10 protein-coding genes are annotated in these 13,447 nt (G+C 65.2%); 8 read left to right on the top strand and 2 right to left on the bottom strand.

Translation table 11 applies throughout. The annotated features are described in order from the left end of the window. Positions 1 to 21: 21 nt before the first annotated feature. Genes lptF through rsmA form a run of 5 tightly spaced genes read left to right on the top strand, consistent with a single transcriptional unit; the run spans position 22 to position 6,906 of the window. Positions 22 to 1,191 (top strand): LPS export ABC transporter permease LptF, encoded by a 1,170-nt coding sequence (gene lptF, locus ASF34_RS14835; RefSeq protein WP_056148089.1) that lies wholly within the window; start codon positions 22 to 24, stop codon positions 1,189 to 1,191. Between the two features lie 10 nt (positions 1,192 to 1,201). Then, the gene (gene lptG, locus ASF34_RS14830) at positions 1,202 to 2,290 is read left to right on the top strand and encodes an LPS export ABC transporter permease LptG (protein WP_056161906.1); all 1,089 of its coding nucleotides are present in this window, start codon (positions 1,202 to 1,204) and stop codon (positions 2,288 to 2,290) included. A 56-nt stretch (positions 2,291 to 2,346) separates the two neighbouring features. Then, positions 2,347 to 5,004: an LPS-assembly protein LptD gene (locus tag ASF34_RS14825; RefSeq protein ID WP_056161904.1), complete on the top strand. Its 2,658-nt coding sequence runs from the start codon at positions 2,347 to 2,349 to the stop codon at positions 5,002 to 5,004. 49 nt (positions 5,005 to 5,053) lie between these two features. Continuing rightward, positions 5,054 to 6,073: a 4-hydroxythreonine-4-phosphate dehydrogenase PdxA gene (gene pdxA / locus ASF34_RS14820; RefSeq protein WP_056148083.1), complete on the top strand. Its 1,020-nt coding sequence runs from the start codon at positions 5,054 to 5,056 to the stop codon at positions 6,071 to 6,073. Further along, positions 6,070 to 6,906, top strand: a complete 837-nt coding sequence (gene rsmA / locus ASF34_RS14815; RefSeq protein ID WP_056161902.1) for a 16S rRNA (adenine(1518)-N(6)/adenine(1519)-N(6))-dimethyltransferase RsmA — start codon at positions 6,070 to 6,072, stop codon at positions 6,904 to 6,906. Before pdxA ends, rsmA begins: the two co-directional genes overlap by 4 nt. Before the next feature lie 70 nt (positions 6,907 to 6,976). Here the strand turns inward: rsmA and ASF34_RS14810 are convergent, their stop codons facing one another. Both ASF34_RS14810 and ASF34_RS14805 read right to left on the bottom strand, forming a co-directional pair. Continuing rightward, positions 6,977 to 7,429, bottom strand: coding sequence for a response regulator (locus tag ASF34_RS14810; RefSeq protein WP_018044867.1), 453 nt, complete (start codon positions 7,427 to 7,429; stop codon positions 6,977 to 6,979). 55 nt (positions 7,430 to 7,484) lie between these two features. Next, positions 7,485 to 7,952: a BLUF domain-containing protein gene (locus tag ASF34_RS14805; RefSeq protein WP_018044868.1), complete on the bottom strand. Its 468-nt coding sequence runs from the start codon at positions 7,950 to 7,952 to the stop codon at positions 7,485 to 7,487. Positions 7,953 to 8,197: 245 nt separating this feature from the next. Between ASF34_RS14805 and ASF34_RS14800 the strand changes: the two genes are divergently transcribed. The 3 genes from ASF34_RS14800 (at position 8,198) to ASF34_RS14790 (ending at position 13,446) form a co-directional block, all read left to right on the top strand. Then, complete coding sequence (locus tag ASF34_RS14800) at positions 8,198 to 9,592, top strand: flagellar hook protein FlgE (protein ID WP_056162121.1); 1,395 nt, start codon at positions 8,198 to 8,200, stop codon at positions 9,590 to 9,592. Positions 9,593 to 9,629: 37 nt separating this feature from the next. Further along, entirely contained in the window at positions 9,630 to 11,507 is a 1,878-nt protein-coding gene (gene flgK, locus ASF34_RS14795) for a flagellar hook-associated protein FlgK (protein WP_056161900.1), read from the top strand. A 148-nt stretch (positions 11,508 to 11,655) separates the two neighbouring features. Continuing rightward, positions 11,656 to 13,446 carry a hypothetical protein gene (locus tag ASF34_RS14790; protein ID WP_056161898.1) on the top strand — a complete coding sequence of 597 codons (1,791 nt, stop codon included), beginning with the start codon at positions 11,656 to 11,658 and terminating at the stop codon, positions 13,444 to 13,446. Position 13,447: the final 1 nt, after the last annotated feature.

Below are 13,447 nucleotides of genomic sequence, written 5' to 3'. Positions count from 1 at the left end.
TAAGGCCCGCCACGAGATCCGATGACGCAGATCGAGCGCTACATATTCAGGATCGCGGCCGGGGCCTTCCTCGCTTGCCTGATCGGCCTCACGGGCACGATCTGGGTGACACAGGCCCTGCGCGAACTCGACCTGATCACGGCCAAGGGCCAGACCCTCATCGTCTTCTTCCTGATCACCGGATTGTCGGTGCCGACGCTGATCACCGTGATCGCGCCCGTGGCCCTGTTCATCGCCGTGGTCTACGCCCTGAACCGGCTGAACGGCGATTCCGAGCTCATCGTCATGTCGGCGGCCGGCATGCAGCCGCGGCGCATCCTTCGCCCGTTCCTCACCCTGGGGCTCATCGTGAGCGCCGGCGTCGCCTTCCTCACCATCCAGGTGATGCCGTCCTCGTTCCAGGAACTGCGCGACGTGCTCACGCGCGTGCGCGGCGACTTCATCGCGAACGTGGTGAAGGAGGGCCAGTTCACCGAGCTCGACAGCGGCATCACCTTCCATTTCCGCGAGCGCGGCCCGGGCGGAACGCTGCAGGGCATCTTCATCCAGGACAAGCGCGAGGCCGGAAAGACGGTGGTCTATCTCGCCGAGCAGGGTCAGGCTGTGGATTACGAGGGCCAGAGCTACCTCGCCCTCGAGAAGGGCAGCATCCACCGGCAGCAGAAGGATTCTCGGGATTCCTCGATCATCACCTTCGAGCGCTACACGGTGGACCTCGCGGCCTTCACCCCCCCGGACGGCGAGACCGTCTACAAGCCGCGCGAACGGTCGACGGCGCAGCTTCTCTTCCCCGATACGACCGAGACCTATTACCAGTCTCAGAAGGGCCGCTTCCGCGCGGAAGTGCACGACCGGCTCTCGGCCTGGCTCTACCCGCTCGCCCTGACCCTCATCGCTTTCGCGGCACTCGGCGACCCGCGCACCACGCGCCAGGGGCGCGGCCTCGCCATGGCGGGCGCCGTCGTCGCCGTCATCGTCCTGCGCATCGCGGGCTTCGCCGCCAGCAGCGCGGCGGTGCGAAGCCAGGGCGCCGTCGTCGCGATCTACGCCGCCCCCGCCCTGGCGCTGGCGATTTCCTGCCTGATCGTCTTCAACGGTGCCGCGGTGCGGGACTGGAACGCGCGCGTCTCCAGGACCCTCTCGAATCTCGGCCGCGCCGTGATGCGTCGACCGCGCCTCGGCGACGGGTGAGGCTGCCGCCATGATGATCGGCTTCACCCTCGGACGCTACTTCGCCCTGCGCTTCCTGCGCACGGTGCTCGGCGTGTTCATCACCGTCTTCGCCCTGGTCTACACGCTGGATTTCGTCGAATTGCTGCGCCGGGCGGGCGACACGGAGGGCGCGTCCACAAGTTTGATGGCGCAGCTCTCGCTCTATCGCACCCCGGCGGTGGCCGAGGGCGTGCTGCCCTTCGCGATCCTGTTCGGCTCCATGGCGGCGCTGCTCCAGCTGTCGCGCAAGCTCGAACTCGTGGTGGCGCGGGCCGCGGGCATCTCGGCCTGGCAGTTCCTCCAGCCCGGCATCCTGGTGGCGCTGGCCATCGGCGCCTTCACGGTGGGGATCTACAATCCGGTCTCCGCCGCGATGAAGCAGCGATCCACCGAAATCGAGGCGAGGATCTTCGCGAAATCCACGAAGGCGAATTCCGGCAAGGACCTGTGGATTCGCCAGAACAGCCTCGACGGCCAGGCGATCCTGCGTGCCGGGACGGCGATCGAGGGCACGACCACCCTGGCCGGCGTGTCGGTCTATACGTTCGACGAGGCCGGGGTCTTCGTGTCGCAGATCGAGGCCGCGCGCGCGACACTGCATGACGGATACTGGACCCTTCAGGACGCGCGGCTCCTCACCAAGGGCCAGCCTCCCGAGAGTTACGACACCTACATTCTCGCCTCGAACCTCGATGCCGGACAGGTGAAACAGCGCTTCACACCCCCGGAATCTGTGCCTTTCTGGCAACTGAACGAGACCATCGCACGCACGGAGAGGGCGGGGTTGGATGCGACGCGCTACCGACTCCAGTATGATGTCCTCATGGCGAGGCCCGTTCTCTTCGTTGCCATGGTGCTCGTGGCAGCCAGCGTTTCCTTAAGGTTCTTCCGCTTTGGTGGAGTGGGCAAGCTTGTGCTTGGCGGTGTGGCGGCGGGGTTCGTCCTCTACGTCGCGCGGCAGGTCATGGAAGGCCTCGGCGCATCAGGCATCGTGTCGCCCCCGGTGGCGGCATGGTTCCCGGCCGTGGTAGGGAGTCTTCTCGGTACGCTCACGCTTCTCTATCAGGAGGACGGCTGATGCCGTTGTCGGTGACGGGACGCGAAACGAGGCCGAGGCAGAGGTTGGGACACGGGTTGCGTACAGTCTCCGACATCGCGAAGCTCGCCGGGTTGCTGGCGTTCGTCTCCGGCGCCGCGCTCACGCTCGGCTCCGATGGTGCGAGCGCGCAGGCTGCCGGCCAGAGTGACAGGGGCCAGGCCCGCAAGGCTGCGGCGCCCAAATCCGCTGTGGCACCCAAGGCCGCCGCGCAGCCCGCTCCTGCCCCCACGGGTAAGCCGGCCGAGCGGCTCCTCGTCGAGGCCGCCGAGCTGATCTACGACAACGACAACAACACCGTCACGGCGCGCGGCAATGCCGAGCTGCATTACGGCCCGCGCACCCTGCAGGCCGACCGCGTGCGTTATGACAGGGCCAGCAGCCGCGTCTTCGCCGAGGGCAACGTCCGTCTCACCGACGAGACCGGCGCCGTCGTGACCGGCGACACGATGGAACTGACGGACGATTTCCGGAACGGGTTCGTCGACGCCCTGCGCATCCAGCAAACCGTGGAAATGCGGGGCCAGCCGGTGCGCACGCGCTTCTCCGCGCCGCGCGGCGAGCGGGTGGACGGCGAACAGACGACCTTCGAATCCGGCACCTACACCGCCTGCGAGCCGTGCAAGAACAATCCGGAGACGCCGCCCCTGTGGCAGGTGCGCGCCGCCAAGATCATCCACAACAACGAGACCCACATCATCGGGTTCGAGGAATCGACCCTCGAGATCGCCGGTATCCCCGTCGGTTACCTGCCCTATTTCGAGGCGCCGGACCCGACGGTGAAGCGCAAGACCGGCTTCCTCACGCCGCGCTTCATCACCTCCACCGCCCTCGGCAGTGGCATCTCGACGCCGTTCTTCATCAACGTCGCGCCGAATTTCGACATCACCCTGACGCCGTCCTTCCTGAGCGAGCAGGGTATCCTCGGCCAGGGTGAGCTGCGTCACCGGCTCGACACCGGAACTTACACCATCCGCGCCAGCGGCATCTTCCAGACGACGCCCAGCGCCTTCCTCCCCGGCCCGCTCGGCGCGGGAGACCGCGACTTCCGTGGTTCGATCGAGACCACGGGCCAGTTCTACATCAACGACCGGTGGCGCACGGGCTGGGACGTGGTCGGCGTCACCGACAAGTGGTTCCTCGACAATTACCGCGTCCGCAATTCGAGCATCACCACGGATTACTTCCGTGAGGCGGTCTCGACGGCCTACCTGATCGGCCAGGGCGACCGCTCCTGGTTCGAGGCGCGCGCCTACTATTTCAAGGGTCTGTCGAGCTACGATTGGCAGAAGGAGCAGCCGGTCGTCGCGCCGGTGATCGATTACGACAAGCGCATCAACGGTCCGGGCTTCCTCGGCGGCGAAGTGCGTTTCGAGGCCAACATCACCCATCTCGACCGTGAAGCCACGGATTTCCAGGCGATTCCGCGCACGGGCTCCTACTACTTCAATCCCACGGTCAACGGGACGACCTACTCGCTCTACGAGACCTGCACCACCTTCACGCGCAGCACCTGCATCATCCGCGGCCTGTCGGGGAGCAACACCCGCGCATCCGCGCAGCTGTCATGGCGCCGGACCTTCATCGACGATGCCGGCCAGGTCTTCACTCCCTTCGCCTATCTGCGCACGGACGCCTTCTTCGTCGATCCGCGCAATTCCGGCTATCAGAACGCCCTCGCGCAGACGATCAGCACCACGGATTCAGATTTCTCAGGGCGGGTGATGCCGGCGGTGGGTCTCGATTACCGCTATCCCTTCGTGAGCAATTTCGGCCCCCTCGGCGTCCACACCCTCGAACCCATCGCGCAGGTCGTGATCCGTCCGAGCGAAACGCATATCGGCCGCCTGCCCAACGAGGACGCGCAGAGCTTGGTCTTCGACGACACGTCGCTGTTCGAGTGGGACAAGTTCTCCGGCTACGACCGTGTCGAAGGCGGCGTCCGCACCAATCTCGGCGCGCAATACTCGGTGGTGACGCCGTCGGGCTGGTACGCGAACGTGATGTTCGGCGAATCCATCCAGGTCGCCGGGGTCAACTCGTTCCGTCGGGGCGATCTCGCCAATGTCGGCCTCGATTCCGGCCTGGAGCGTCGGGAATCCGATTATGTCGGACGCTTCCAGCTCTCGCCCAACCAGAATATCAGCTTCGTCACACGTGCGCGGTTCGAGCAGCGGGACTTCACCGTCAACCGCCTGGAGACGGGCGTCATCGCGCGCCTCAACCCCTTCGCGCCCATCGACCTGTCGATGTTCTATTCCTACTACGCCGCCCAGCCCATGCTCGGCTTCAACAACCGCAGAGAGGGCCTGACCGCCTCGGCGACCTACCACATCACCCCGAACTGGTTCGTCACCGGCTCGGCCCTCGTCGATCTCACGCACTATCTCGACGTGCGCGATAATTTCGCCAACGCCTACACCTCCTATCTCGCCAATCCCGTAGGCGCGGCGCCGGTCTATACCAATCCCGGCCGCGCCAACCTCGCCGGATTGAGCATTGGCGGCGGTTATCAGGACGAGTGCACCACCTTCTCGCTCAACTACATCGTCTCACCGACGGCCGCGGCCCTCGGCGTCACGGAGCGCAACCGCACCGTGCTGCTGCGCGTCGAGTTGAAGACCCTCGGCGAAGTCGACCTGCGCCAGAACGTCAACATCGCGAGCACGGCCGACGGCATCGCGGCGACCCGGTGAGATCGGGCGAGAACCCGGCCTCGCCTTCTTCCGGCGACGACAGCAGGCCATGACGGTGCACAGACCCATTGCGCTCACGATGGGCGATCCCGCCGGTATCGGGCCGGAGATCGCCCTCATGGCCTGGCTGGCCCGGGACGAAGGGGCCGGGCTTCCGCCGTTCTTCCTCATCGGCGATCCCGATTTCATCGAGGCGCGGGCGAGCAGCCTCGGCTTTCAGGTGCCGGTGGCGGAGGTCGGACCCGATCTCGCGGTCGAGGTCTTTCCCCGCGCGCTCCCGGTCATGCCCCTGCCGAGCGGTACGCGTGTCGGCGCCGTGGCGGGACGGCCGAGCGCGGCCGATGCCGGCGCGACCCTCGAATCGATCATGACGGCGGTCGGTCTGGTCCGCTCGGGCGAGGCGATCGCCCTCGTCACCAATCCGATCGCGAAATACGTCCTGACCAGCGTCGGATTCGCCTATCCCGGCCATACCGAGTTCCTCGCGGCCCTGGCCGCAGAGCCCGGCAAGGCCGCGCCGCTCCCGGTGATGATGCTGTGGAGCGAGACCCTGGCCGTGGTGCCGGTGACGATCCACGTCGCCTTGCGCCGCGTGCCCGATCTGTTGACGCAGGACCTCGTGGTCCGGACGGCACGCATCGTGGCGCGGGACCTGACGGAACGCTTCGGCATCCCCCATCCCCGCCTCGTCCTGTCGGGGCTGAACCCCCATGCGGGCGAGGCCGGCACGATGGGGACGGAAGACCGCGACGTTCTGGAACCGGCCGTGGCGCAGCTCCAGGACGAAGGGATTGACATCAGAGGCCCGCTTCCGGCGGATACGCTGTTCCACCCCCGCGCCCGGGCGGCCTACGACGTCGCGCTGACGCCGACCCACGACCAGGCACTGATCCCGATCAAGACCATCGCCTTCGACGATGGCGTCAACGTCACGCTGGGTCTGCCCTTCATCCGGACCTCGCCCGATCACGGCACCGCCTTCGACATCGCGGGCAAGGGCGTGGCGCGGCCGGACAGTCTGATGGGCGCCCTTCGGCTCGCCGCCAGGCTCGCGGGGCAACAGGCATGAGCGAGGACGGACTTCCCCCCCTGCGCGAGGTCGTGCTGAAGCACGATCTCGCGCCGAAGAAGGCGCTGGGGCAGAACTTCCTGTTCGACCTCAATCTCACCGGGCGGATCGCCCGCGCCGCCGGCCCGCTGGAAGGGGTCACCGTGGTTGAGGTGGGGCCGGGCCCCGGCGGCCTGACCCGCGCCCTCCTCTCTGCCGGCGCCGCACGCGTGGTCGCCATCGAGCGCGACCCCCGCGCCCTGCCGGCGCTGGCCGAGATCGCCGCGCATTATCCGGGCCGCCTCGACGTGGTCGATGCCGACGCGCTGAAATTCGATCCGCGCCCCCTCATCGGTGACGGAAAGGTGCGGATCGTCGCCAACCTTCCCTACAATGTCGGAACACCGCTGCTGACGGGGTGGCTCACCGAATCGGCCTGGCCGCCATGGTGGGACTCCCTCACGCTGATGTTCCAGCGCGAGGTCGCCGAGCGGATCGTCGCGGACGAATCCGACCGGGCGAATTACGGGCGCTTGGGCGTCCTGTGCGGCTGGCGCACCGAGGCGAACATCCTGTTCGACGTGGCGCCCTCGGCTTTCGTGCCGCCACCCAAGGTGACATCGAGCGTCGTCCACCTGCGGCCGAGGCTTGCCCCCCTGCCCTGTTCGGTGACGGCACTCGAACGGGTGACGCGGGCAGCGTTCGGCCAGCGCCGCAAAATGTTGCGCCAGAGCCTGAAAGCGGCAACGCCCGACCCGGCGCGCCTGCTCGACGCGGCGGGGATCCCCGAGACGGCCAGGGCGGAAGAGGTGCCGGTCTCGGGCTTCGTCGCGATGGCACGGGCGCTGGACTGAATCCCGCCCGGACGCCGCCGCCGTGTGGTTATCCGGGCGGGGCCGCCGCAGGGTCGACGGCCGGAATCGTTCAGAACTTGCCGAGCATCGGGAAATCGACGCTGAGGGCGGATTCGGCGGCCAGCGGCGCCTCGCGGCGGCGTGGCTTGCGGTTGATCACCTGTTTCAGCTTCGATTTCAGCACGGACATGTCGAACGGCTTCAGGATGAAGGCATCGGCACCGGCCTGGTGCGCGAGGTTGATGTCCTCGAAATCGAACGACGCCTCGGTGAGGATGAAGGGCGTGTTCATGAGCGCGTCGTCGCCGCGGATCTCGCGCAGGAGCGTCAGTCCGTCCATCGGCTCCATCATCAGGTCCGAGATCACGAGGGCGTATTTGCGCTCGCGCAAACGCTCCAGCGCTTCGGGACCGCTGGTCACGCCGTCGACATCGGGGAAACCGATCCGCGTCATCAGCAGGATGACCAGCTTCAGCAGTTTCTCCTGATCGTCGACGATCAGGATCGGTGGGGTCTCACTCATGGGCTTTCGAAGCTCAAAGTCGGATATCCGACATCAGGAAGGCTGGGACGAAGCATCAGACGAAGAGATGGTCGATGCCCTGTTTGGCCAGCGATTCGGCCTGCAGGGCAACGGCGAGGGAATGGATCACCCCGCCTTTCGGAGTGCCGCGCTGAAACATCGGCAGCAGGCCGGCCTTCTGGAAGATCGCGTCGTTCGCGGGGTTGCGGATGACGGTCACGAACGAATTGACGAATTCCCGCTTCACGATCTCGCGCCACTCGACGATCTGCACGTCGCGATGCCGGGTATCGTTGCTGATCCGTCCGAACGTGTCGTTCACGGAGGTGCGCTCGCCCTCGATGATCTGGGCGGCGAAATTCTGCTCCACCAGCAGGAAGCTCGTGATGACGGAGAATTCGTTCTTCTTCTGTGCCTGCCGCGTGATCTCGCCGAGTTGGCGAGTCCGGCCCGCCGCATCGGCGGCCAGATTGAGGCGCGAGAAATAGATGAGATGGACGAGGGTCGTCCGCTTGCTCTTCATGATCCCTCTCCGTTGCGCCAACGGCCCGACGATAACCGACCTGGGCATAACGCTGGGTAAACGACGCCGGCACTCTATCACGAAACCGGCAAAAGCTGCCGGGGCATTCCGGGCAAATGTCGGTTCTTGCCGGCCATCTAAAGAACTAATCTTGTATTTTCAATGAGTTAGATTTGGCACCTCGCTTGCGGATGATGGCATGAACCGATTTCGGTCCACATCATTTTCAACAAAGGTTGCCGGTCATGGATGTGTTTTCCGCGTTACAGACGGCGGTCTCGGGCATGAAGGCCCAGGGCTTCTCCCTCGAGAACATCTCCGGCAACATCGCCAACTCGCAGACCACGGGCTTCAAGCGGGTCGATACCAGCTTCGTCGACCTCGTCGCCGAGCAGGCGCCCAGCCGTCAGGTCTCCGGCAGCGTCAGGGCGAATTCCGTCCTCACCAACTCGATCCAGGGCAACATCATCGCGACCGAGACACCGACCAACATTGCCTTGAATGGACCGGGCTTCTTCGCCGTGCAGACGAAGACCAGTGACGTCAACGGCCAGACCTCGTTCTCACCGGAAAATCTTTACACACGCCGAGGCGACTTTAAGCCGGACGACGAAGGCTATCTCCGCAACGGTGGCGGCGCTTATCTGACTGGGACCAATCTCAACCCCATCACGGGCAACGCCACAAGCCAAGGTCCTATCCAGATCTCGAAATTGCCTATCCCCGGCAAGGCAACGAGCGCGATCAACTATGCGGCGGAGCTTCCACAAGCCCCCTCTAAAGATCTGATTGGAACGGGCCTTGCTGGCAACCCTAATCCGATCGTACTGACGGGAGTGGGAGGCGGAACCGTTGCCTCGGGAGTTGAGGCAAAAAAACTCATGGACGGCAGTATGGCAGGTCCAATGCTGACGACATACTCCGCCATCGGAGCACCTGTAGACCTGAAAACAGTATGGACAAAAGTTCAAGACGCAGCTGCAGCCACAACGATTACGAACGATGATGGCACTACAACTGCAGTTCCCGCAAAGAATGCCGTATGGAATTTATTCTACGCCAACGACACTACGGTGAGCGGTGCGGATTCTTCATGGAAGAACGCGGGAACAGCCTTCGAATTCGACGCGGGCGGCACGCTCGTGAAGCCAGATGGGGGATCCATCACGCTCGCCGCGCCGACGATCGACGGTGTGGCTCTCGGACCGATCACCATCAATTATGGCAAGGGATTAACGGCTTTCGGAAAAGGGGAAGTTGCAACATCGACGCTTAATCAGGACGGATTTACATCAGGCTCATTCAAAGACAGCTATATCAGCGAAGATGGAGATGTCGTTGCTAACTACAGCAACGGAAACTCTGTCACCGTCGCCAAGGTCAAGGTGGTGCAGTTCACAAACCCCGACGGGTTGAAGGCAGACTCATCAGGAAATTATCGGCAGACGCTCGATTCAGGAAATCCCCTGGTTGGCCTCAACGGCACGACGATCGAAGGCCAGAACATCGAGCAGTCGAATACGGACATTGCGAGCGAATTTTCTAAGATGATCGTAACCCAACAGGCCTATTCTGCGAACACGAAGGTCATCTCGACCGCGCAGGACATGATGTCCTCGTTGATCAACATCATCCGCTGAGTTCCGAGGTTTCCAGTGATGTAGAAGGAGGGCAAGCGTGTCGTTCTCAGCCCTGAACACGGCCGCGGCCGGCCTGAAGACCACTCAGGCCGCCATCGGCATCGTCTCGCAGAACATCGCGAATGTCGGCACCACAGGCTATGTCAAGCGCTCGCTCGACACCGTCGCGCAGGGGCCCGGCAATTCCGGCGTCGCCCTCGGCACGATCGACCGGGTCTTCGACGAGAATTCGGTGAAGCAGCTGCGGCTCGAGACGTCCGGCGCGTCCTATACGGGCATGATGGCGGACGTCCGAACCCAGCTCGACAAGCTCTACGGCACGCCCGGCACGACGAGCGCCCTCGACGGGGTGATGAACAGCTTCACCCTGGCGCTCCAGACCCTCGGCGCTGCCCCGGACTCCGCGCCCGCCCGCTCCGCCGTGGTCGCGGCGGCATCGAACCTCGCGACGAAGATCGGAAGCATCGCGGAGGGGGTCCAATCCCTGCGCACCGCGACCGAGAGCCAGCTCTCCAACGATACGTCGGCGGCGAGCGGCCTGCTCTCGTCCATCGCCCAACTCAACGTCAAGATCGCGGCCACCAGCGACGATGGGTCCAAGGTCGCCCTGCTCGACCAGCGCGACCAGGCCCTCAATTCCCTCTCCGGCTATCTCGACGTGCAGGCCTCGGTGCAGCGCGACGGGACCGTCACGGTCATGACCAATTCCGGCATGACCCTGGTGGACCGGGCCAGCGCGGCGAGTTTGAGCTTCGACGGCCGCGGCACGCTCGGTCCCGAGGACAGCTACTCCGCGGACCCGGCCCAGCGCGGCGTCGGAACCATCACGGCGACCACGCCGGGCGGCGGAACGATCGATCTGGTGGCCTCGAACGCGATCCGCTCGGGCTCGCTGGCCGCCGGAATCGAGCTGCGCGACACGGTTCTGCCCCAGGCCCAGCGCCAGCTCGACGATCTCGCGGCGGGCCTGTCGCGGTCGCTGTCCGATAGCTCGGCGGTGGGCACGCCCGCCTCCACGACGACCGGAGCGGGTTTTGACATCGACCTGACCGGCCTCAGCGCCGGCAACGCCATTACGATCAGCCTCAAGGATGACAAGGGCGCCCAGCGCAACCTGATCCTGGTTCCGTCCAAACTGAATCCGCCCGCCGCCGTGAACCGGACCGATGTCGCCGACCCGCTGGCGACCATTGTGCCGTTCACGCTTGAGAGCGACCCGGCCAAGCTCGCCGCCTCGATCGCCGCTGCCCTCGGCTCGTCATTCACCGTGACGTCCAACGGCACTGTCGGCAAAGAAGGCGCGGTCAGAATCCTGACCCCGGCGAACGGGACCACGACGATCCAAGGGATCAGCGCCAGCGTCACCCAGTCGAAAACGGCCGACGACGTGACGAACGGCAAGCCGCAGGTCCCGCTCTTCGTCGATGGCGGCGGCCAAGCCCGTCTCTTCACCGGCTCGTTCGATGGCGGCTCGCAGCTGACGGGCTTTGCTCAACGCATCGCCGTGAACCCGGCGGTGGCGGCGAAGACCGAATCGCTGGTGAAGATGTCGTCATCCACTCCGGCCAACGACGTATCGCGGCCGCAATACCTCCACAACGCCCTCACGACCGCCAACCGGACCTTCTCGGCGGCGAGCGGAATCGGCGGCATCAGCGCCCCCTTCACGACCTCGGTTCAGGACTTCACCCAGAAGATCATTGACGCCCAGGGCGCCGCCACCGCGACCGCACAGTTTCTCGACGAAGGGCAGAGCATCGCTCTGGCGACGGCGCAGAGTCGGTTCGCGGGCACATCCGGCGTCAAGATCGACGAGGAGATGTCGAAGCTCGTCGGGTTGCAGACGGCTTATACCGCCAATGCCCGCGTCCTCACGGCCGCGCGCGACATGCTGGACACGCTTCTCCGGATCTAGAGATTCCTCACGGACTTCCTGTCCGTGAGGTTGCTTCAGGTCTTCTCTCCGCATTTCGTTCTTCCGAAACGTGGGCTCCACGGTTCGGGTCACTTGTCCGGCGTCTTCCAACGGTCATACCCGTGAAGACCCTTTCGCCGAGGTCACGATGACGATCAGCGCCTTCACGGCAGGCACCTATTTTCAGGATCGCAACACAGCGAATCTGGTCAGCCAGAAGGCGCGCCTCGATGCGTTGACGACCCAGCTCAGCACCGGACGCAATGCGGAGACGTATGGCGGCATCGGCTCTGCGCGAACCACCAGCCTCTCTGCCCACGCCTCGCTCAGCGCGCTCGATGGCTACGATGCCGCGATCAACGCGAACACCACGCGGGTGACGGTCGCCAGTTCGGCGGTGACACAGCTCTCCAACCTCAGCGGTATCGTCCAGGGTTCGTTGAATAGCGGGTCGATCGCGTCCGGTTCGAACGCCGTGCAGGTAGCCAGGAACAGCCTGGACGCCGCCGTGGACGCCTTGAACCAGGACGTCGCCGGTAATTACATCTTCGGCGGTCGCGATTCCGACGCCCCGCCCGTCGCCTCGTCGGATGCGATCCTCAACGGCGTGCCCAGCCGCAACCTCGACGGCCTCAAGACCGTGGTGAGCGAGCAGATCGCCGCCGATCTCGGCCCGAACGGCAATGGCCGCATCGCCACGAGCGTGTCGGGCTCCACTGTGACGGTCAGCGAAGAGGGTACCGGAGCCGGAGGCACGGAGGCGCGTGCGAATTTCGGCTTCAGCCTCGTCTCTGCGGCGAGTTCGAACCCGGCGGCCATCACGGCGGGGCCGATGACGGCGCGCACGAACCCGGACGTCACCTTCTCCGTGGCCAATGCGCCGGCGGAAGGCGACCGCATACGCGTGGCGATCAACCAGCCCGACGGAACCCAGAGTTTCACCGACCTGATCGTCACCGCCAATCCTCCGGCGGATTCCACCAACACGATCCCGCTCGGTACGGCCGCCGAGACCGCCGCCGCCCTCACCAAGAGATTCGAGAACCAGCCCGTTGCCAGCATCCAGGGCAAGGCATCCCTCGGGCTCGCCGCGAATTTCGGCGCCGGCACGCCGGCTTCGGTGGAGCTCAACGTGAAGACCCCTCCGGCGGCGGGGGACACGCTGACCTTCAAGCTCGCGCTTCGCGACGGCACCACGCAGACGATCACGCTGACCGCGAAGGCGAATGCGGATGCGAAGTCCACCACCGAGTTCTCGCTGACCGGTGACGTCGCCGCCAACATCTCCACCGCCCTGTCGAACGCGCTGAAGGAGACGGCGGGGACGACCCTCTCGGCGAGTTCGGCGTCGCGCGCCACCCAGGATTTCTTCGCCGGGTCGAAGACCGAGGGTCTTGCGCCGCGCCGCGTATCGGCGGACGGGAACGGCTATGCGGAAGGGGCCAGCGCCACGACCGTCATTTGGTACACCGGCGACGATACCTCCACCGATCCACGGGCGACGGCATCGGTGCAGATCGGCTCGGACCGAAAGATCGGCATCGGAGCCCAGGCCAACGAGGCGCCGATCCGCGCGGTCCTCGCCGGGATCGCGCAGGTCGCGGTGCAGAGTTTCACCACCACGCAGACCGGAACGTCGGAGGCGGCACGCTACCTCGCCGTCGCGGAACGCTCACGCTCGGTTCTCACCTCCACCAACGGGCGCGAGGGATTACAGGCCATCGCCAGCGATCTCGGCCTCGCGGCCAAGACCATGACGGAGACGAAGGCTGACAACCGCGCCGCCAGGGCCACGCTTCAGGACAGTCTCGACGGCGTCGATACGGTCTCCCTCGAGGAAGTGACAGCGAAGCTCCTGGCGCTCCAGAACCAGCTTCAGGCGAGCTACCAGGTGACCTCGATGCTCTCGAAGCTGACGCTGACGAACTACCTCTCCTGAA

Origin of the sequence: Methylobacterium sp. Leaf106, from assembly GCF_001422895.1 — a bacterium.
In the GTDB taxonomy this organism is placed as follows: domain Bacteria; phylum Pseudomonadota; class Alphaproteobacteria; order Rhizobiales; family Beijerinckiaceae; genus Methylobacterium; species Methylobacterium bullatum.
The sequence above is the reverse complement of the archived record's forward strand: the minus strand, read 5'-3'. Positions and strand labels throughout refer to the sequence as shown.

Coding starts and splice junctions, on each gene's coding strand:
- lptF (WP_056148089.1), top strand. CDS start 22: ATGACGCAGATCGAGCGCTACATATTCAGGATCGCGGCCGGGGCCTTC.
- lptG (WP_056161906.1), top strand. CDS start 1,202: ATGATGATCGGCTTCACCCTCGGACGCTACTTCGCCCTGCGCTTCCTG.
- pdxA (WP_056148083.1), top strand. CDS start 5,054: ATGACGGTGCACAGACCCATTGCGCTCACGATGGGCGATCCCGCCGGT.
- rsmA (WP_056161902.1), top strand. CDS start 6,070: ATGAGCGAGGACGGACTTCCCCCCCTGCGCGAGGTCGTGCTGAAGCAC.
- ASF34_RS14810 (WP_018044867.1), bottom strand. CDS start 7,429: ATGAGTGAGACCCCACCGATCCTGATCGTCGACGATCAGGAGAAACTG.
- ASF34_RS14805 (WP_018044868.1), bottom strand. CDS start 7,952: ATGAAGAGCAAGCGGACGACCCTCGTCCATCTCATCTATTTCTCGCGC.
- ASF34_RS14800 (WP_056162121.1), top strand. CDS start 8,198: ATGGATGTGTTTTCCGCGTTACAGACGGCGGTCTCGGGCATGAAGGCC.
- ASF34_RS14790 (WP_056161898.1), top strand. CDS start 11,656: ATGACGATCAGCGCCTTCACGGCAGGCACCTATTTTCAGGATCGCAAC.